Raw genomic sequence first — 18,469 nt, 5'->3', positions numbered from 1 at the left:
TTACGAGAGTGTTTCATTTTTCCCTGCCGCCCGGTCAGCGGGACCAGGCGGGCGTCAGCGGGACGAGGTGGGCGACGGCCCTGCGGTCTGCTGCCGCATGGCCTCGTACGCGAGCAGCGAGGCGGCCACGCCGGCGTTGAGCGACTCGGTGGGGCCGGCCATCGGGATGGAGATCACGCCGTCCGCCTGTGCGCGGGCCTCCGGCGAGGGGCCGGCGGCCTCGCTGCCCACCACCACCGCAGCGCCCCTGGCCAGGTCCACCGCCCATGGGGCGAGATCGCCGCCCGCGTCGGCCACGTAGATGCGGCGGCCGGCGGCACGCAGGCCCGCCAGGGCCTCGGCCAGGGGCAGCTTCAGGACCGGCAGCCGGAAAAGGGAACCCATCGCGCCGCGCACCACCTTGGGGTTGTACGCGTCCACGCCGCCGGCGACCGCGGCGCCGCCGCCGCCCATCGCCTCCAGCGAGCGGATCACGGTGCCCAGGTTTCCCGGATCCTGCAGGCCGTCCAGCACCAGCACCAGACCTGGCCCCAGGTCATCCAGGCTGCGGGGCCGGGGCCGGAACACGCCCACCACCCCCTGCGGGGTACGGGTGTCCGCCGCCCGCTCCAGCGCCTCCGGCGTCACCGGATGAAGCGGTACGCCCGCGGCCGCGGCGGCGCGCAGCAGGGCCGCGCCCCGCTCCCGCTCCGCCAGTTCGGGGGTGTAGAGCAGGTAGCGAACGTCCACGCCCGCGGCCAGGGCCTCCTCCACCAGCCGCACGCCCTCCATGTGCGCGAGGCCGGTTTCCTCCCGCGCCCGCCGCTCCCGGGCGAGCGCGCGGGCCTGCCTGACCAGCGTGTGCCTCGGGCCCAGCGGTGTTGCCTCTCTCGTCATCCCTGCTGCAGCGTCCTTTCCAGTTGCTTTACGCCTTCCTTGCTGCCCAGCAGCACCAGGTTGTCGCCGGGGTTGATCACGTCGGTGGCCAGCGGCGCCGCGTTGATGTGGTCGCCGGACTTCAGGGCCAGCACCGAGATGCCGAACCGGGCCCGCAGGTTGGCCTCCCGCAGCGTCTTCCCGGCCAGGGCCGGCGGGGCCAGCATCTCCATGATGGTGTACTCGGGCGAGAGCTCGATGTAGTCGATCTCGCTGCCGGTGAGCAGCGAATGCGCCAGGCGTGCGCCCATGTCCCGCTCGGGGTAGACCACCCGGTCCGCCCCCACCTTCTCCAGGGTGCGCCCGTGCAGTTCGCTGCGCGCCTTGGCCACCACCTGGGGCAGCCCCTGCTCCTTCAGGAGCACCGTCGTCAGGATGGAGGCCTCCACGTCGCTGCCGATGGCGACGACGCCCACGTCGAAGTTGCGCAGGCCCAGGGCGCGCAGGGCCTCCTCGTCGGTGGAATCGCAGGCGACGGCGTGGGTCAGCTCCGGCGCGACGTGGTCGACCAGGTCCTGGTTCAGATCCACGCCCAGCACCTCGTGGCCCATCTTCTGCAGGTGAAGGGCCACGGTGGAGCCGAAGCGGCCCAGCCCGACCACGATGATGGTCTTCTTGGTCACCCGATCATCACCCGCTCTTCCGGATAGTCGATGTGCACCCGCTCCCGCCGCCGCTGGGCCAGGGCTACCGCCGCAGTGAGCGGTCCGATGCGGCCGACGTACATGGTGAGGGTCAGCAGCAGGCGGCCGGGGAGGCTCAGGTGGGGGGTGACGCCCGTGGAGAGCCCCATCGTGGTGAAGGCCGAGGTGCTCTCGAATAGGACGTCTGCCACAGTGAAGGGGTTTCCGGGCTCGGCCACCAGGTGGCGCTCGGTCACCAGGAGCAGGCCGCCCACGACGATGATCACGGCCAGGGCCATGGCGGCGATGGCAATCGCCCGGTCCAGGAGCTCCCGCGGCAGCCGCCGGCCCATCGCCTGAATATCCGCGGCGCCCCGCACGGTCGACCGCACGGCCAGAAAGATGACGGCGAACGTGGTGGTGCGGATGCCGCCGCCGGTGCCGCCGGGAGAGCCGCCGATGAACATGAGCACCATCGCCACCAGCAGCGCCGCGTGGGCCATGCTCGCCGTCGGAATCGACTCGAAGCCCGCGGTGCGGAAGGTGACCGCGGTGAAGAAGGCGTTGAGGAGCTTCTCCGGGAACGGCAGCGCCGCCAGCGTCGCGGGGTTGGCGTACTCCAGGGCGAGCACCAGCAGGGTGGCGGCGCCCACCAGCAGCCCCGTGACCACCAGCACCAGTTTGGTCTGCAGGCTGAAGCGCTCCCACCGGATCTGCCGCCACATGTCCTGCAGCACGACGAAGCCCATGCCGCCCATCAGAATCAGCCCGGCGATCACCAGCAGGACGGCGGGGTCGCGCTGGAACAGCCGCAGGGAGTGGGAGGTGAGGTCAAAGCCTGCGTTGTTGAACGCCGTGACGGCGTGGAAGATGCCGAAGTAGAGGGCCTGCCCCGTGGGGTAGTAGGCGCGGAAGCGTAGAAAGAGCAGCGCGGCCCCCACCGCCTCCACGGCCAGGGTTGCGGTGATGATGGTGCGGGTGAGCCGCACCACCCCGGCGATGGAGAAGAAGCCCAGGGCCTCCTGCATCATCAGCCGCTCCTGCAGCCCAATGCGACGGCCGGTGAGCAGGAACATCATTGCCGAGAGGCTCATGATGCCCAGTCCCCCGGCCTGAACCAGCAGCAGGATGACGATCTCGCCGAAGGTGCTGAAGGTGGTGGACACGTCCACCACCGCCAGGCCGGTCACGCACACGGCGGAAGTGGCCATGAAGAAGGCGTCGCTCAGCGCAACCCGCTGCCCGGGCGCGTGGGAGACCGGCAGAGCCAGCAGGACCGTGCCGATGAGGATCAACAGCGCAAAGCCCACCGCCAGGGCCTGGGGCGGCGTGAAGGCCGGCGCCTTCCACCGCTTCTGCAGCGTCATGCCCCGCCCTCCCCTTATTCGCTCTGGAGCCGGGCGATGCCGGCGGCGCTGCCGATGACCACCATGATGTCGCCCTCCGCGATGCGCTCTTCGGCCCTGGGCGAGACGATGATGCGGTTTCCGCGCTTGATCGCCATCACGTTCAGGCCGAAGCGGTGGGGCAGGTCAAGCTCCAGGAGGCTCCTGCCCAGCACCGACCGGGGCGGCGTGATCTCCGCCAGCCCGTACTCGTCGGAGAGGCGGACGTAATCGATGATGCCGCCGGCGGAGATGTTGCTGGCGACCCGGATGCCCATGTCGCGCTGGGGGTAGACCACCCGGTCGGCCCCCAGGCGCTTCAGGATCCGGCCGTGGGCCTCATCCTGCGCCTGGGCCACCAGGTACGGCACCCCCAGGTCCCGGCAGTGGAGCACGGTGATGACGCTGGCCTCCACGTTGTCGCCGATCGCCACGACCACGGTGTCGAACTCGTGGATGCGCAGGACCCTGAGGGCCGCGGGATCGGTGCCGTCGGCCCGCACGACCCGGTTGAGCAGCGGCGCCAGCTCGTCCACCCGGTTGGCGTCGATATCCACCGACAGCACGTACTGGCCGGCCTCCGTGAGCTCCCGCGCCAAGCTGGCGCCGAAGCGCCCCAGCCCAATGACAGCATATCGCTTCGCCATGTCGGCTACTCCCCTCCAAGACGAAAGCCCACCCTCTCGGGTGGGCGTCGGAGCCTGCTAGAGGCTGGCCTTGGCCTTCTCCACCAGAGCCGAGAAACCGGCGGCATCGTTGACGGCAATGTCGGCCAGCACCTTGCGGTTGAGCTGCACCCCAGCCTTGTTGAGGCCGTTCATGAACTGGCTGTACGACATGCCGTTCATGCGGGCGGCGGCGTTGATGCGGGCGATCCACAGACGGCGGAAGTTGCGCTTCCGCTGCCGCCGGTCGCGGCGGGCGTAGTAGAGCGCCTTCATCACGCTTTCGTTTGCGGGCCGGAACAGCCGGCTCCGGCCGCCCCGGTAGCCCTTGGCCAGCTTCAGGATCTTCTTATGACGAGCGCGGGTGGTCTTCCCGGCTTTAATGCGCGCCATTTTGCTCTCCTCCTATGACACGTCCCGGAGCCCCCGCCCCGGAGCACGCGAACTTGTATTGGTTAGCGAGGCAGAATCTCGCGGATCGTCTTCTGGAACGACGGAGAGAGGACGGTGTTGCGCTTCAGGGCGCGGATCCGGTTCTCCCGCTTGTGGGTGTTCTTGTGGTGCTTGTTGCTGGGGTAATGCTTCACCAGGCCACTGCCCGTCAGCTTGAACCGCTTGGCAGCGCCGCGATGGGACTTCATCTTCGGCATGGTCGGTTACTCCTCCTTATTTATCCTGGCCCTGCTGGGCCTGCTTGGGTTCGAGATTGGCCTTCGGTGCGAGGATCATGACCATGTTCCGCCCTTCAAGGCGCGGGGCGCGCTCGACCACGCAGATGTCCTTCACCGTCTCCAGGAGCCGGTCGAGGACCTCCTTGCCCAGCTGCGCGTGAACGACCTCGCGGCCCCGGAACATGATTGTGGCCTTCACCTTGTCGCCGTCCCGCAGGAACGACTCCGCCTGCCGCTGCCGGACCGCGAAGTCGTGGTCATCGATGTTGGGCCGCATCTTGACCTCTTTAATGGTGATGACCTTCTGCTTCTTGCGCGCTTCGCGCTCCCGCTTCGCCTGCTCGTACTTGTACCGACCATAATCCATGATCTTGCAGACCGGCGGCCTGGCATGAGGGGCGACCTCTACCAGGTCGAGGCCGCGCTCCTGCGCGATGCGATACGCCTCGCGCGCGGAGAAGACCCCCAACTGCGCCCCCGTCTCGTCGACAAGCCGAACCTCGCGGGCCCTGACCATCTCGTTAACCCGGACCTGATCCTTGATACACGAACACCTCCTGACTGCTGACACGGGCAGCCTCGTCCCAAAGCACACAGCAGAAACGGGTGGCCAGTGGCCACCCGCGTCCAAAGCTGAGCTTGTAGCGCCGCACCAAGGCGACGAATCCACGTACTCAACCTCCGAACCGTACTGGCAACCGGCCGTACGGTGAGAAGCGGTGGCTTCTGCTTCTGAGGTCCCGTTAATGCTTGCGTGGAGAGATTACCACGACGTCCGCGGGTTGTCAAGCATCTGCACGCAGGTTGCAGCGCGAGTGTTCGTTACAGCGCGAGCGTTCCGCTCTCCGTGATCAGCATCTGCAGGATCCGCTCCTCCAGGCCGGTGTGGGCGTTCACGTAGACCAGATAGGTCTCTTCCCCCAGCGTGCCGCGGAACTCCCAGGCGAGCACCTCGCCGTCGCCGGCCTCGGTGGGAATCAGGGCCAGCCGCACCTCCTCCACGGCCAGCGCGGGGTTCACCGCGGCCTGCGCCTGCTCCCGGGTCACCGCCGGCGTCAGGCCCCCGCGCTCCCGGTGCGACATGACGTAGCTGCGGGCATCGACGCCCACCACCTCGCCATTATCGAGGGCGATGCGCACCTTCACCTGGTCCGGGTAGATCAGCACGCCCCCGGGAGCGGCCACGTACTGCACCGTGGCGAAGCCGTCGGCCACCTCGCCGTAGGTGGGCTCCATGTCGGTCCACCCGTGCGCCGCCAGGTAGCTGAGCCCGGCCTCCCGGGCTTCCTCCAACGTGAGCCTGGGCTCTCCGGCCGGCCGGGCGTTGATGTACGAGACCAGGTGGCCGCCTTCCCTGGTGACGTCCACGGTGATCGCCGGCCGCCCCTGTCCGGGCGAGAGGCGCACCGCCCAGACCGGCACCCGGCCGTTGCGCTCGCCCACCTGCAGCACATCGGCGGTAACCCCCTCGGGCAGGTAGGCCAGGGCCCGCGCTTTGGCCTCCTCGGCCGTGATCACCGGCCCGCCCATGGCCGGCGCGCGCTCCGCCAGGTGATCCGAAAAGGGACCGTCGTACACCAGCACGGGCATCTGGTCCATCTGGGGGCCCACCTGCTCCAGTCCCGGTGGAAGCAGGTGCTTCTCCGCCTGGTCCTGCGTGGGGTCGGTTCCGCCCGCGGACCGCTGCTGCCGCCACCCCGAGAACAGGTCGGAAAGTCCGGCCCCCGCCCTGGCGAAGCGGAAGCCCTCGTTGGCCGCCGCCCGGCCGGTCTCGCGCAGCGATGCCGTGAGGTCGCTGGCGGCCTGGTAGAGCCGGGCGAGCTCCGCCCGCTGGGCCTCGTCCATGGGGCGGCCGGCCGCCTCGCTCCGCACCACGCTGTAGGAGAAGTCGCCGATCTGGTTCAGGAACTTCCCCGTGGCGGTGCCCAGCTCCTGCGGCAGCGGCAGGGCCATGAAGTTGGACGCGGCCAGGCTGGCCCGCCGGTAGACCTCCCCCATGTACAGGGCGTTCTGCCGGGTGGACCCGGCCGCCAGGCTCTTGCCCATCAGCCCGCGCATCGCCTCGACGTGGCTGATCATCTCGGCGAAGTTGCGCTGCCGCTCGGCCTCCAGCTCGTAGGCCAGGGCCCGGTACTGCCGGTTCAGCTGGACCGTGTAGGCGCCCCAGACGGCCAGCACCCCGGCCGCCAGGAGCCCGGCGATCACTCCCCCGATCATCCTGCCCCGACGCATCTCGATCCCCCTTTGCCTTCTGCACGTGACGGCGCCTGCGATCAGGGGCGCCCGCTCCAGCACTTCGATTTCAGTGAGCGAACACGCAAGTGCCAGACTCAGTGGGCGCACACGTGATTGCCGCAGTGAGCGCCAGTGCGATTGCCGCAGTGAGCGAAGACGTTGCCGCAGATTCAGTGAGCGAGGACGTTGTTTCCGATTCAGTGAGCGAACACGTGGTTGCCGATCTGCGTGACGATCGGGCGTGACCAGATCCAGGGGGTGACCGGCTTGCTCGGATTCCAGAAGAAGACCGAGCCGTAGGTGGGATCCCAGCCGTTCACGGCATCCCGGGCCGCCCGCAGGTCATCGGCGGTGGGCGGTGTGTTGTAGATGCGCCCGTTGCTGACCGACTCGAAGGCGTGGGGCTCATAGATGACCCCTTCGAGGGTCTTGGGGAAGCGGGGATCGGCCACCCGGTTAAGCAGCACGGCGGCCACCGCGACCTTTCCTTCATAAGGCTCTGCCTCCGCCTCGGCCCGCACCACCCGCGCCAGGAGATCGATGTTGACCCCCGGCCGCTGCGGACCGACCGATGCGGTTTGTCCGCCGCTGTAGCCGAGCGCGGCCCACGTCTGCGGCCCCACCACGCCGTCCACCGTAAGGCCGTTGCGCGACTGGAAGAACCGCACGGCCTGCTCCGTCTGGCTGCCAAACTTGCCGTCCACCGCGCCCTCGTAGTAGCCCCAGTCCCTCAGCCGCTGCTGCACCTCCCGCACCGCGTCGCCTGAGGCCCCGCGCCGCAGGGTCGGCCGCGCCGCGGCCTCCGCCTCGCCGGGCCCGCGGGGCAGAAGGCTCCCGAGGGCGAGCACGATCAAGGTAAGAAGAAGCACGGGTACTGCCACTTTCTTGCGCACGTCTGCCCCTCCGTCTGCTGCTGGTCTGCACCGTAGTTTTCCCAGGCGCGCCGCAGGTATGTCGGGCGCTGCTGCGCGTGACAGAAAGAGGATGCACGGCGCCTGCCGCAGGTGGACAGAATAGAGCACGGACGATGGCCCGCCAGGAGGGATTTCTGTCATGAAGCGGCGGTACCGCCTGATCCTCCACGCGCTGTGGTTGGCAGCCCTGCTCAGTGGCGCCGCGCCGCCGGTGTCGCTGAGCGGATACGTGCCGGCCGTCGGCACGCGTGTGTCGACCGTGGGCGAACGTGCCCGGTGGCCGTCTGCCGAGGCTGCAGCGCCTGCCACTGCCCAGTCCCAGCAACCGCCGTCCGAACCGGAGAGGCCGCCGGAACCGGAAAAGCCCGATCTCACGTCCCGGCTGCGCGAGATCTACGAGCGCAGGGCCCAGATGTTCTTGGACGGCTGGCAGGGACCGCCGCTCGAAGAGGACTTCCTGCCGGGGCGCAAGACCGCGCAGTGGGCCCTGCTGCACGAGCAGGGCAAGTACAAATACGTGAAGGCGTGGGCGGAGGCCCGGGGCGTTCGCTTCGTGCACGCCCGCACGAAGATCTGGGTGAAGGAGCTCAAGATGACGGAGGACCGGGCCCGCTTCTACGTGGCCCAGTCGCTGGAGCTGGGATATCAGTACCCGGGGGAGGAGACAGTGAACCGCTTCGGCGTGGGCAGCCGGCACATCGTCGAACTGCACCGGGCGGAGGACGGGCGCTGGCTGATCGGCCTGGAGTGGTACTCCGACCCCCTGGGCGATGAGACAGAGACGCCGGCGGAACTGCCCCGGCCCCGGTCGTCCGGGGGCAGGAGGCATACTGGGTCTCGCACGCTGGCTGCAACTGCTGCTACTGCAACGGCGCACCGCTACGACCGCAGGGGCGCGGTGGAGTACGCCGACACGTACTGCGGCCTGGCCGCCGGATGCGGCAACGACAACAAGTACAACCCCAAGGTGCGCAACTACATGGGCGAGGGCGGCGACTGCGCCAACTTCGTCTCGCAATCGCTCCGGTACGGGGGCAAGCTGCAAATGCCCGGCTTCACCCGGGTCGAGAGCCTGGTCTCGCACCTGCGGTATTCGGGCAAGGGCGACCTGGTGGTGAAGGGCGACTTCGCTACCGTATGGCAGCTCGCCGCCGGCAGGCCGGAGGGGTTCCGCTCCTTCCTCCAGCCCGGCGACGTGCTGGCGTATGAGGAGAAGGGGAAGCTGACCCACTCCGCCGTGATCACCGGCTTCGACAGCCGGGGCTACCCGGTGACCAACTCCCATACTGCCGACCGGTACCACGTGCCCTTCGACCTGGGGTGGGACAAGACGACGATCTACTGGTTCGTGGCCCTGCGCGACTAAACAACGGGCCGGGGGTATTTTTCCCCGGCCCGTTGGATGTTGTCTCGGGTTCGTTGGTGAGATCCCGCCCCATCCGATGCTGTCCCTGCCTCGTTGGTACGATCTCCGCCATCCGATGTTGCCTCTGCCTCGTTGGTGCGGTCTCCGCCCATCCGTTGTTACCTGCCTCGTTGGTGCGATCCAGGCCTGCTGGGTGGTTCGGCGGTCAGTCGCCGACTTCGGTGGCCGCCTCCGCCGGCGTCTGGCCAAGCTCTCGGGAGCGTTCTGTCGCCCGGGCAATCGCCCGGATCAGCGCCTGGGCAAATCCTGCCTCCCGAAGCACCTGAAGACCTGCCGCAGTGGTGCCGCCGGGCGACGTGACCTGCTCGCGCAGCACGGCGGGATCGGCCCCGGTGGTGGCCAGAGTCAGGGCCGCGCCCTTCAGCGTCTGCAGCGTCAGCGCGCGGGCCACATCGGGGGCGAGTCCGACGGCCTCACCAGCCTCGATCATCGCCTCGACGATGTAATACACGTACGCAGGGCCGCTACCCGAGAGGCCGGTTACTGCATCCATGTGCTCCTCGGGCACCGTATATACCTGCCCCACGCTGGTCAGCATCTCAGTAACCAGCCGCATCGCCTCGGGTGTGGCCGCACTGCCGGCGCAGATTGCGGTGGCCGACTCGCCCACCTGACACGACGTGTTGGGCATCGCCCGCACCACCATCACGCCTGCGGGCACCCGCTCTTCAATGTAAGACGTAGAGATCCCGGCGGCCAGCGAGAGCATGATCTGTCCCCTCCGGCACCGGCCGCCGATCTCGGCCAGCAGCCCAGCCACGTCCTTCGGCTTGCAGGCCAGCACCAGCACCTGGCAGACGTCCGCCACGTAGCCCTTGCTTCCAGCGGTGCGCACACCATACCGCCGGTTCAACTCGGCCAGGCGCTCCCGATCGGAGCGGTTGCTCACCAGCACCTGCTCGGGCCGCACAACCCCGGCGTCCAGCATGCCGCGGATCAGGGCCTCCGCAATCGCGCCCGCACCCAGGAATCCCACATTACCCGTAAGCATCCGCTCCACCTCCGCTCTCTCCGACCAAAGCCCCGTAAACAAGAACGCCCTTCGCCCAACCTGTCGGAAGGGCGAAGGGCATGTAACCTCCGCGGTACCACCTTCATTGGCCGCCTGCGGGGCGACCCACTCAACCGGGCGCTGTGACCCGTGGCCCTCGCTAACGGCTGGCCAGGCCGGGACGGCTCATCGCCGCCGGCTCCGGGGCGGGTTCGAGCGTCTCGTACCGACCCGGGCTCTCAGCGCCGCCACTGGCGGGCCCGGGCTCTCTGCACGGCGGAGGTGCGCCCTACTGTTCCCCATCGTCGCCTTTAGGATGTTAAAGGCATCTTACCAGCAGCGGGGTGCGGCGTCAAGGGGGTTGCTGCCCGATTTCCTTCAGTTTCCGTAGTTTTCGGCTGGCGTGGGTGATTTCCTGCGGTATTGCTTGCAAGTGCCTGCTCTCCCGGGGGTTGTCAGCGTTCCCGGGGGTGCAGTGTGAGCTCGCATGGCGGCACTCATGGGAACGAATGTGCACTTTCCCCAACCCCTTGTCCCACAAGCTTTTCCGGAGCCGCGAACCCTGAATCCCTTGCGCCGCCTGCACTCCACGAAACTGCACAATGTTGCCAACGCAGGCGCCACTCTACCCGCCGCCGATTCCCACCGCCGTCCACCGCCCGCGTACATCCCGCCGCTCCACCTCGCCCAGCCTCCACCGGAACGAATGTGCACTTTCCTCAAGCCCTTGTCCCACAAGCTGTTCCCAGGCCGCGAATCCCGAAACCCTTGCGCCACCTGCACTCCACGAAACTGCACAATGTTACCAACGCAGGCGCCCCTCTCACCGCCGCCGCTTCCCACCGCCGTCGGCCGCCCGCGTACACCCCGCCGCACCACCTGGCCCAGTCTCCACCGGAGCGAATGTGCTCCCCCATACACAACACCGCCGTGCCCCCGAACGGGGGCACGGCGGTGCGTATACACAATCCTAAGGACTGGTTCGCCAGGAACTCCCGGACCTCCTCGGCTCTCGGGATCGGCACGACGCCGGGCCTACTGATTCTTCGGCGCCGCGAACCGGGCCAGGATGATCGAGAACTCGTACAACCCGTAAAGGGGCACCAGGAAGATCGTCATGGAGATCACGTCGGGAGGCGAGAGTACCGCCGCGAGAATCATGAGCGCCAGGAAGGCGTACTTGCGCACCCGGCTCAGGAACTGGTGGGTCACCAGCCCGATGCGCGCCAGGATGAGCACCACCAGCGGCAGTTCGAAGGCGATGCCCAGGGGGTTGCAGATGCCCAGGACGAACTTGACGTAGTTGCTGGGCGTGATGGCGTCCACGACTTCCACCGAACGGGCAATCGACAGGAAGAACTGCTTCGTGATGGGCACCACGATGAACCAGCCAAACGCCCAGCCGGCCAGGAAGAGCCCCGTGGCAAAGGGCAGGCCGATGTAGAGCAGCCGCTTCTCCTCCGGCTTCAGCGCCGGCAGGATGAAGGCGACGATCTGGTACAGGACCACCGGAAAGGCCAGCACCAGCCCCAACACGATGGCCAGCCTGAGTTGGGTGAGGAACGTATCGGCAAAGGTGTACTGTATGAGTTGTACACCGTCAGCCTTCGCCTGCTCCATGATGTACTTGAAGATTGGCTGCGACACGAATACTGCGATGAATACTCCGATCACAAGGGCAATCAGCGACTTGATGATGCGCTCCCGCAGCTCCGTCAGGTGCTCCACTAAAGTCTGCTCTTTATCGTGCATCTTGCCATACTCCCCATTCCGAGCGACTCCTGGACTTCAGGCGTATCCGCTCACCCCTGAAGTGTATCCCGTCCGTGAGGGCAACGTCAACCCACCCTGCCGGGGGGGTAGCCACTCCGGAACAGGGGACTACCACTCCGGATTGGGTACAGCCACTGAGGATTGGGGACAGCCTCTCTCTGGGACCCGGCACCCTGCGGCGCCCGGGGTTTCGGAAGTGGAGGCTACCGCACCCCGAGCCGGGACGCCAGCTGTCCGGCCAGCTGGTCCGCCTGTTCGGCGCTCCCGAAGGTCTTGATGCCGCGACGCACCTTCTCCACGAACAACCGCAGCTCGTCCTGCGTGGGATGGGCCGGATCCTGCGCCACCCGCTTCAGGTTGTTCAGTACCACGGGCCTGGCCATGATCTTCAGGGCGGGGGTGAGTAGTGCGACGGCCTCGGCCGTCCACGCCGGATACTGGTCAGGAGCCACGCCCTGGAGGGCCGTCATGCGCTCACCCGGGTGATGATGAACTCGCACACCTCGTCACCCTTTCCGCCGATGCACTTGTGTTCCCGGGCCGTGTACTCGCCCCCCAGCGCCTCGGAGAGGAGCCCGCAGAGCAGCCCGGCCTCCACGAAGCAGATCGGCCGGTCAACGAACTCGGCGCCGTGGCATCCCGCGCATTCGGCAACGGAGACGATCAGGGAGCCGTCCTCACCCGTCCGGTACTCGATGATCCCCAGGCCCATGCGGCGGTAGAGCTCCCCTAAGCTGGCCATGAGGCCGTCGAGCCCGTGCGCCTCGTCGGGCCCGTACGCCCTGACCCGGCCCCGCCGCACCAGGGCCCGGCCCATGGACATGCCGGCCATGTACTGAACCTCGTCCTCCTCCTCACCCTCTATCCCCAGCGCGGCGGTCAGGCTGTCAAACCCGAGGAGGCGGAAGAGTTGGAACGCCTCCGCATGCACCGCGTCACCCAGGACCGGACGTTTCTTAGCCACCTCCGCACCACTCCTTTTCCAGCGAACTTGCCCATATCTAACCACTTGCAGCGCCGCCAGGCGGTGACGCGCATCACGCCTGGTCGCCCGCAGCCATAAGAAAAGGGCCCGGCGGTTGCGCCGCCAGGCCTTGAACTTCCTTTATGTGCGCATCCGTCCGACCCGCTCCTGCAGTTTGGTGGCCACCGTCTTCAGGTTCCGGGCCGACGACGCCACCTGCTCCGCTGACGCCGTCAGTTGCTCCACCGAAGCCGACACCTCCTCGGCCGCGGCGGCGTTCTGCTCCGACAGCCGTGCGATCCGGTTCACGGCGTTCGTCACCTCCGCGGCGCCGGCCGCCATCTCCTCGCTCGCCGCGGTGTTCTCCTGTGTCATCGCCGCGACATTATTGAACGTTTGGACCGTCGCGACCGCCTGTTCCTTCACCTGCCCGGCCTTCTGCGCAATCCGCCCGACCTCGACCGCCGCCTGCTTCACCGCGGTCAAGATCTCCTCCAGCGCCTCGCCCGCGCGCGCGGCCAGCTCGTTGCCCGCAGCCAGCCGTTCCGTGCCCAGGGTCATCGCCTTCACGGCCTCCGCGGTCCCGGTCTGGATGTTCCCGATCAGGTCGGCGATCTCCCCGGCCGAGGCAGCCGACTGCTCGGCGAGCTTGCGAACCTCATCCGCCACCACCGCAAACCCCCGGCCGTGTTCGCCCGCCCGGGCTGCCTCAATCGCAGCGTTGAGGGCCAGCAGGTTGGTCTGCTGGGCGATGCTGGAGATGGCGTCGGTGATGGAGCCCACCTGCTCCGACAGCCGATCCAGCTCCTCTATGCGTTCGGCCGACTGCCCGACCACGACGGCCACCTGCTCGATCTCCTTCAGGGCCCGCGCCACCACCTCGGCGGCGGCCCGCGCCCGTTGTTCGGCCTCCGCCGACACCTGGGCGGTGGCCGCGGCGATCCGGGACATGTCGTCCAGCTCCCGGGCCATATCGTGCTGGCGGGCGGCGGCCTCGTTAACTTCGACGGCCGAATTGCCCGCGCTCGCGGCGATCTGCTGGATGGCGTCCCGGAGCTGCTCCACCAGCGAGTTGGCTTCCGCCGTACTGGTGGCCTGCTCCCCGCTGCTGGTTGCGACCTGCGCAATCGCCTGGGATGTGCCCTCAGCCGCAGTTGCTGCCTGCTCGGCGGCAGCCGAAAGCTGTTCCGACGCGCGCAGCACCACCCTCAGGGCCCCGCCGACTCCCTGTATCAGTTTGCGGAACCGGAAGCGCATCGTGTTGAAGGCCTGTGTCATCTGGCCGACCTCGTCGCGCCCGGTGACCGGCAGCTCGCCGATGCTCAGGTCGCCGTCGGCCACCTGGGCGACGGCAGCCGCCAGGCGCTGAATCGGCTTCACGATCGCCCGGGCCACCGCCAGGGCCACGACCAGCCCGATCACTGTGGCGAGCAGCATGGCGGCGGGAAGGACGACCTGCATGCCCGCCGCGCCCGACAGCAGGGCGCGCCGGGTCTCATCCGCACCGCTGCTGACCTGGGCGATGATCTGCTCGGTCTGATCCAGCATCGTGTTCATCTTTGGGAAGGCCTGCAGACGCAGGACCGCTGCGGCTTGGTCCCGGTTGCCCCTGCGCACCTCGGCCTCCACCGTCTTCAGGATCTCGGCGTAGAGCTCCTGCTCCGCCTGGATGGTGCGGAACTGTGTGCGCGTCTCCTCGTCGGGGGCGGTCTCCATCATGCGGTCCACCGTGGCCAGCAGGTTCGCCTGCGCCTCGGCCACCCGGGTCAGGGACGCCTCATCCGCGGAGATGATGTAGTCGCGGATATAACCTAGCTGCCGCAGGAGATCCGCCTGGATGTCGTGGCTTCCCTCGATCAGCACCTCATCTGCGGCCAAGTGTTCGAGGGTAGCGATGGTACGGCTCATCGTCATGTATGTCGTGGTGGCCACGACGGCGGCCAGAACCATGACGATGACCGGCGACAAGAGAACCTTGGCAAAGAGGTTGAGTCGACTGAGCCAGCGCATCGATTTTCCTCCTGTAGACCGTATTGCGTATATGGGGCAGTGAAGGTCGCGCAGTCGCCTTGAGCTTCACACAAGCCAGAGGCGACATGCGAACAAGCTGCGGAAGAAGATGAAAAAACCGACTCGACACCATCTTCACAGGTATTTACTTTCTGGTCAAGGAGAATCTAAGCCGAACGCGCAGGCACCCGACGGCTGCGCCGTCGGGTGCCCCCCGTGTATTGCTCCTCATCACCTCTGCCTACCCGATCTCCAACGACCCTCCCAGCAGCTTCAGCAGCAGGTCCGCCGCGCCGTGCGCGTCCCGGATGCTGGCCATCTCCCCGCCGGTGCCCCGGTACCGCACGGGGATGTCGATCACCACCGTGGGCACCCCGGAGCCGACCCGGGCCACCGTCCAGCCCGCGCTGTCGGTGGGGCTCACGCTGCGCTGCAGCGGGATCTGCTCGGCCTCGGCCACGGCCGCGATGTGCTCCGCCAGGCCGTGGTGCGCCACGTAGCCGGAGTCCTTCAGCCGCAGCGCCGGACCGCCGCTCAGGCGGGTGGCCACCTGCCGCACGCCGGACTGGTCGCCGCTAAGGGCCGAGTCCACCAGCAGGGCCAGGTCGGGCTCGGCGCCGAAGGCCGCCACTGCGGCGCCCCGCGGGGCCACCTCCCCCTGCGCGGTGAAAGCAAACAGCACCGTGTGCTCGCTGTCCGCCAGGTGCTCCGCCACCTCCAGCAGCACCGCGCAGCCCAGCCGGTTGTCCAGCCCGGGGCCCACAATCAGGTCGCCCCACGCCTCCACCGGCCCGGCCAGGGTGCACATGTCGCCCAGGGCCACCCGCTCCAGCGCCTCGTCCTTCGACGTGGCGCCGATGTCGCAGAAGAGCTTCTTGAAGCTCAGTTCCTTCGGCTCGTCGGTGTGTTCATACTGCAGCACGCCGATGGCGCCGCTGGACCACACGACCCGCTGCCCCACCACCTGGTGGGCCTTCAGCCCGCCCACCGGGGCGAGGTAGATCAGCCCCTTGTCGCTCACGTTGAGGGCGATGGCCCCCGGCGTGTCCATGTGGGCCGAGAGCAACACCCGGCGGCCGCCCTCCTTCCCCTTCCGCACGGCCAGCAGGTTGCCGAACCGGTCGGCGCGCACCTCATCCACGTAGGGTGTGATCATGGCCCGCAGGGCGTCCTGCACCCGCTGCTCCCGCCCCGAGGGGCCCCACAGCGCGGCCAGCTCCCTTACGCGATCACGCAGCTTCTCCTTCATGGGCGGAACTCCCCCTTCTCCACGCTTTCCAGGAACCGCCGGACCAGCTGCACCGCGCCGTCCACGTCGTCGAGGTGGCAGAGGGCGGCGTTGGTGTGAATGTAGCGGCAGGGCACCGAGATGGTGCAGACCGGCACGCCCTCCCGCGCCCGGGCGATGGCGCCGGCGTCCGTGCCGCCCGCGGTCATGCGCCGGAACTGGTGCCGGATCCCGTGCTCCCGGGCCAGGCGCACCAGCTCGTCCCAGACCCGCTTGTGGGGGATGCCGGAGGCGTCCATCAGCGAGATCACCGGCCCCTCCCCCATGTTGGTGATGGTGTCGAACGGGTCGACCCCGGCCACATTGGCCGAGCCCGTCCCCTCCAGGGCCAGGGCAACGTCGGGCTTCAGGTGGTATGCCGCCACCTGCGCGCCCCGGAGCCCCACCTCTTCCTGGGTGGTGAACGCCCCCAGCAGGGTGATGCCCGGGAAGTCGTACTCCAGGAGCACCCGTGCCAGCACCGTGCAGCCCACCCGGTCGTCCAGGGCCTTGCCCTTGGCCACCCGGTCGCCCATCAGCTCGAACTCGGTGGCGAAGTAGACCGGGTCGCCCAGCTCGATGCCCAGCGCCTCTACCTCCGCGCGGGAGCGGCAGCCCAGGTCGACGTACATGTCGTCAAACGGGATGACCTTCTTCCGCTCCTCGGGGCTGCACAGGTGCCAGGCCTTGGCGCCGATGACGCCGGGGATGCGCCGGTGGCCCACCCAGACCTGCCGGCCGGGCAGCACCCGGTCGTCCAGGCCGCCCACCTTGCGAAGCGACAGGTAGCCCTCGTCGGTGATCTCGCCCACCAGGAAGCCCACCTCGTCCATGTGGGCGTCCAGCATCACCCGCACGGGCCCCGATCCCTTGCGCACGATCAGATTGCCCATGGGGTCCGTCCACATTTCGTCGACCCGCGGCGCCAGGATCTCCTTCAGGAGGGCGCGTACGCCGCTCTCGTCGCCTGACACGCCGCAGGCATTGGACAGCCGTTCTAGAAGCATCGCAACTCCTCCACAAAGGCCTGATCGATTCGCGCCACCACCTGCGCCAGCAGCCGGCCGGCCTGCCGGATGTCGGCCAGGTCCACCAGCTCCACCGGCGTGTGCATGTACCGGAGCGGGATCGAGATGATGCCGGTGGCCACCCCGCCCCGCACCACCTGCATGCCCCAGGCGTCGGTGCCCGAGGGGCCGGACATCACCTCCAGGTGGTAGTCGATGCCGACCTCATCGGCGACCTTCCGGATCAACTTCGTCAGTGCCGGCGTGCAGCTCGGCCCCACGCCGATGGTGGGCCCACCGCCCAGGGGGAACGCATCCTTCTCGCTGCCGGGGTGACGGGCGAAGGTGACGTCGACGGCGATGGCGATGTCGGGCTCGATGGCGTAGGCCGCCGCCACCGCCCCGGGGTAGGCGCCGAACTCCTCGCCCACCGTGCCCACGGCGTAGAAGTCCGCCGTGTGGCGCAGCCCCTTCAGCTCCTGCAGGGCCACGGCCAGCGCGGCCTGGCTGGCCCGGTTGTCCAGGTAGCGGCTGGAGATGCGCCCGTTCTGCAGGATCCGGAACTGGTAGCGGAACAGCACCGGGTCGCCGATCTGCACCAGTTCCCGCACCTCATCCTCCGGGAGTCCGGTATCGATGAAGAGATCCTCCACCGGCACCAGCTTCCTGCGCTCCTCGGGGCTGGTGACGTGCGGCGGCTTCGTGCCCACTACGCCGGGGACCACCCGGCGGCCGTGCACCTCCATCTCCTGCGCCATCAGGAGCCGCCGGTCCACGCCGCCCACGGGGGAAAACCGGATAAACCCGCCGGGTTCGATCGCGGTCACCACGCCGCCGATGGAGTCGATGTGGGCCGCGGCCATCACGCGCGGGCGGGGCTCCGGGCCCTCGCCCCGCTTCAGCCCGACGTAGCTGCCCAGGCGGTCGAGGTAGGCCTCGTCCACCAGCGGATCCCAGGCTTCCAGGAGGTATTCCGCCACCGCCCGTTCGCGCCCGGTGATGCTGCTGAGCCGGGTCAGTTCAGCCAAGTGTTGGGTCATGTCCAACGCGCGGTCGCCCCTTCTTTCCAGTGATATCCTGGTACATTCGCCGTCAGGACCGGCTTTCTCCTGTATGTGCCGGCCAATTCTCCTCCGAGTACACCTGCAGGCCGTGCCGCCTGAGCAGGGCGGCGGTAACCCCGACACCAGAGCGCACCCCGCCGCTGAAGCTGCCGTCGTAGATCGCCGCGCTGCCGCAGGAGGGGCTGCGCTCCTTCAAGATCGCCACCGCCGCGCCGGCGGCCTCGGCCATGCGCAGGGCCTCCCGGGCGCCGGCCAGAAACTGCGCCGTCACGTCCTCCCCGGCCGAGTTGACCACCCGGGCGCAGCCGTCCAGCACGTCGTCGCCGTCGCCGCCGACGATCTCCGCGGGCAGCCGCGGCGTGGGCAGGCCGCCCATCTGCTCGGGGCAGACCGGCACCGCCTTCCCCTCCCGGATCAGGGCGATCACGGGATCGTGCGGCTTGGACCCCTGGTCGTACCGGCAGCGGCAGCCGACCAGGCAGGCGCTCACCAGGATCATGGGGTTCATCTCCTCTCGCCCTAGTCTCCCGCATCCAGTTCGGGGGAAACCTGCCGGTCT

19 protein-coding genes are annotated in these 18,469 nt (G+C 68.4%); 1 reads left to right on the top strand and 18 read right to left on the bottom strand.

Annotated elements, in window-relative coordinates; translation table 11 throughout:
• Positions 1–54 precede the first annotated feature (54 nt).
• The 9 genes from ACZ45O_RS01835 to sleB form a co-directional block, all read right to left on the bottom strand.
• The gene (locus tag ACZ45O_RS01835; RefSeq protein ID WP_464855269.1) at positions 55–876 is read right to left on the bottom strand and encodes a TrmH family RNA methyltransferase; all 822 of its coding nucleotides are present in this window, start codon (positions 874–876) and stop codon (positions 55–57) included.
• Positions 873–1,538, bottom strand: coding sequence for a potassium channel family protein (locus tag ACZ45O_RS01830; protein WP_464855268.1), 666 nt, complete (start codon positions 1,536–1,538; stop codon positions 873–875). Before ACZ45O_RS01830 ends, ACZ45O_RS01835 begins: the two co-directional genes overlap by 4 nt.
• The gene (locus tag ACZ45O_RS01825) at positions 1,535–2,905 is read right to left on the bottom strand and encodes a TrkH family potassium uptake protein (RefSeq protein ID WP_464855267.1); all 1,371 of its coding nucleotides are present in this window, start codon (positions 2,903–2,905) and stop codon (positions 1,535–1,537) included. Before ACZ45O_RS01825 ends, ACZ45O_RS01830 begins: the two co-directional genes overlap by 4 nt.
• A gap of 14 nt (positions 2,906–2,919) precedes the next feature.
• Positions 2,920–3,570: a potassium channel family protein gene (locus ACZ45O_RS01820; RefSeq protein WP_464855266.1), complete on the bottom strand. Its 651-nt coding sequence runs from the start codon at positions 3,568–3,570 to the stop codon at positions 2,920–2,922.
• Between the two features lie 57 nt (positions 3,571–3,627).
• Entirely contained in the window at positions 3,628–3,981 is a 354-nt protein-coding gene (rplT, locus tag ACZ45O_RS01815; protein ID WP_464855265.1) for a 50S ribosomal protein L20, read from the bottom strand.
• A gap of 62 nt (positions 3,982–4,043) precedes the next feature.
• Positions 4,044–4,238, bottom strand: coding sequence for a 50S ribosomal protein L35 (rpmI, locus tag ACZ45O_RS01810; protein ID WP_464855264.1), 195 nt, complete (start codon positions 4,236–4,238; stop codon positions 4,044–4,046).
• Positions 4,239–4,254: 16 nt separating this feature from the next.
• Positions 4,255–4,854: a translation initiation factor IF-3 gene (gene infC / locus ACZ45O_RS01805; protein WP_464855263.1), complete on the bottom strand. Its 600-nt coding sequence runs from the start codon at positions 4,852–4,854 to the stop codon at positions 4,255–4,257.
• Between the two features lie 227 nt (positions 4,855–5,081).
• Positions 5,082–6,491 carry a germination protein YpeB gene (gene ypeB / locus ACZ45O_RS01800; protein ID WP_464855262.1) on the bottom strand — a complete coding sequence of 470 codons (1,410 nt, stop codon included), beginning with the start codon at positions 6,489–6,491 and terminating at the stop codon, positions 5,082–5,084.
• Between the two features lie 200 nt (positions 6,492–6,691).
• The gene (gene sleB, locus ACZ45O_RS01795; RefSeq protein ID WP_464855261.1) at positions 6,692–7,387 is read right to left on the bottom strand and encodes a spore cortex-lytic enzyme; all 696 of its coding nucleotides are present in this window, start codon (positions 7,385–7,387) and stop codon (positions 6,692–6,694) included.
• A gap of 160 nt (positions 7,388–7,547) precedes the next feature.
• Between sleB and ACZ45O_RS01790 the strand changes: the two genes are divergently transcribed.
• Positions 7,548–8,774 carry an amidase domain-containing protein gene (locus ACZ45O_RS01790; protein WP_464855260.1) on the top strand — a complete coding sequence of 409 codons (1,227 nt, stop codon included), beginning with the start codon at positions 7,548–7,550 and terminating at the stop codon, positions 8,772–8,774.
• 205 nt (positions 8,775–8,979) lie between these two features.
• On the opposite strand, the gene proC is transcribed toward ACZ45O_RS01790, so the two are convergent.
• The 9 genes from proC to ACZ45O_RS01745 form a co-directional block, all read right to left on the bottom strand.
• Positions 8,980–9,825, bottom strand: a complete 846-nt coding sequence (gene proC / locus ACZ45O_RS01785) for a pyrroline-5-carboxylate reductase (RefSeq protein ID WP_464855259.1) — start codon at positions 9,823–9,825, stop codon at positions 8,980–8,982.
• Between the two features lie 1,035 nt (positions 9,826–10,860).
• A complete protein-coding gene (gene tatC, locus ACZ45O_RS01780) occupies positions 10,861–11,553 on the bottom strand; it encodes a twin-arginine translocase subunit TatC (RefSeq protein ID WP_464855258.1) in 693 nt (230 codons plus the stop codon).
• A gap of 248 nt (positions 11,554–11,801) precedes the next feature.
• Positions 11,802–12,068 (bottom strand): hypothetical protein, encoded by a 267-nt coding sequence (locus tag ACZ45O_RS01775; protein ID WP_464855257.1) that lies wholly within the window; start codon positions 12,066–12,068, stop codon positions 11,802–11,804.
• On the bottom strand, positions 12,065–12,562 hold the full coding sequence (locus tag ACZ45O_RS01770) for a V4R domain-containing protein (protein WP_464855256.1): 498 nt from the start codon (positions 12,560–12,562) through the stop codon (positions 12,065–12,067). The genes ACZ45O_RS01775 and ACZ45O_RS01770 overlap by 4 nt, the downstream gene beginning before the upstream one ends.
• Before the next feature lie 141 nt (positions 12,563–12,703).
• On the bottom strand, positions 12,704–14,572 hold the full coding sequence (locus ACZ45O_RS01765; protein WP_464855255.1) for a methyl-accepting chemotaxis protein: 1,869 nt from the start codon (positions 14,570–14,572) through the stop codon (positions 12,704–12,706).
• Between the two features lie 241 nt (positions 14,573–14,813).
• Positions 14,814–15,821 (bottom strand): M42 family metallopeptidase, encoded by a 1,008-nt coding sequence (locus ACZ45O_RS01760; protein ID WP_464855254.1) that lies wholly within the window; start codon positions 15,819–15,821, stop codon positions 14,814–14,816.
• Positions 15,818–16,846, bottom strand: a complete 1,029-nt coding sequence (locus tag ACZ45O_RS01755; protein WP_464855253.1) for a M42 family metallopeptidase — start codon at positions 16,844–16,846, stop codon at positions 15,818–15,820. Before ACZ45O_RS01755 ends, ACZ45O_RS01760 begins: the two co-directional genes overlap by 4 nt.
• On the bottom strand, positions 16,837–17,874 hold the full coding sequence (locus tag ACZ45O_RS01750; RefSeq protein WP_464855252.1) for a M20/M25/M40 family metallo-hydrolase: 1,038 nt from the start codon (positions 17,872–17,874) through the stop codon (positions 16,837–16,839). The genes ACZ45O_RS01755 and ACZ45O_RS01750 overlap by 10 nt, the downstream gene beginning before the upstream one ends.
• A 64-nt stretch (positions 17,875–17,938) precedes the next feature.
• Entirely contained in the window at positions 17,939–18,409 is a 471-nt protein-coding gene (locus ACZ45O_RS01745) for a 2-thiouracil desulfurase family protein (protein WP_464855251.1), read from the bottom strand.
• Positions 18,410–18,469 lie beyond the last annotated feature (60 nt).

The organism is Symbiobacterium turbinis, assembly GCF_055383075.1.
Note: the sequence above shows the minus strand (reverse complement) of the source record. Positions and strands in the feature narration are given on the sequence as shown.

Coding starts and splice junctions, on each gene's coding strand:
- ACZ45O_RS01835 (WP_464855269.1), bottom strand. CDS start 876: ATGACGAGAGAGGCAACACCGCTGGGCCCGAGGCACACGCTGGTCAGG.
- ACZ45O_RS01825 (WP_464855267.1), bottom strand. CDS start 2,905: ATGACGCTGCAGAAGCGGTGGAAGGCGCCGGCCTTCACGCCGCCCCAG.
- ACZ45O_RS01820 (WP_464855266.1), bottom strand. CDS start 3,570: ATGGCGAAGCGATATGCTGTCATTGGGCTGGGGCGCTTCGGCGCCAGC.
- rplT (WP_464855265.1), bottom strand. CDS start 3,981: ATGGCGCGCATTAAAGCCGGGAAGACCACCCGCGCTCGTCATAAGAAG.
- rpmI (WP_464855264.1), bottom strand. CDS start 4,238: ATGCCGAAGATGAAGTCCCATCGCGGCGCTGCCAAGCGGTTCAAGCTG.
- ypeB (WP_464855262.1), bottom strand. CDS start 6,491: ATGCGTCGGGGCAGGATGATCGGGGGAGTGATCGCCGGGCTCCTGGCG.
- ACZ45O_RS01790 (WP_464855260.1), top strand. CDS start 7,548: ATGAAGCGGCGGTACCGCCTGATCCTCCACGCGCTGTGGTTGGCAGCC.
- proC (WP_464855259.1), bottom strand. CDS start 9,825: ATGCTTACGGGTAATGTGGGATTCCTGGGTGCGGGCGCGATTGCGGAG.
- ACZ45O_RS01775 (WP_464855257.1), bottom strand. CDS start 12,068: ATGACGGCCCTCCAGGGCGTGGCTCCTGACCAGTATCCGGCGTGGACG.
- ACZ45O_RS01765 (WP_464855255.1), bottom strand. CDS start 14,572: ATGCGCTGGCTCAGTCGACTCAACCTCTTTGCCAAGGTTCTCTTGTCG.
- ACZ45O_RS01760 (WP_464855254.1), bottom strand. CDS start 15,821: ATGAAGGAGAAGCTGCGTGATCGCGTAAGGGAGCTGGCCGCGCTGTGG.
- ACZ45O_RS01755 (WP_464855253.1), bottom strand. CDS start 16,846: ATGCTTCTAGAACGGCTGTCCAATGCCTGCGGCGTGTCAGGCGACGAG.
- ACZ45O_RS01745 (WP_464855251.1), bottom strand. CDS start 18,409: ATGATCCTGGTGAGCGCCTGCCTGGTCGGCTGCCGCTGCCGGTACGAC.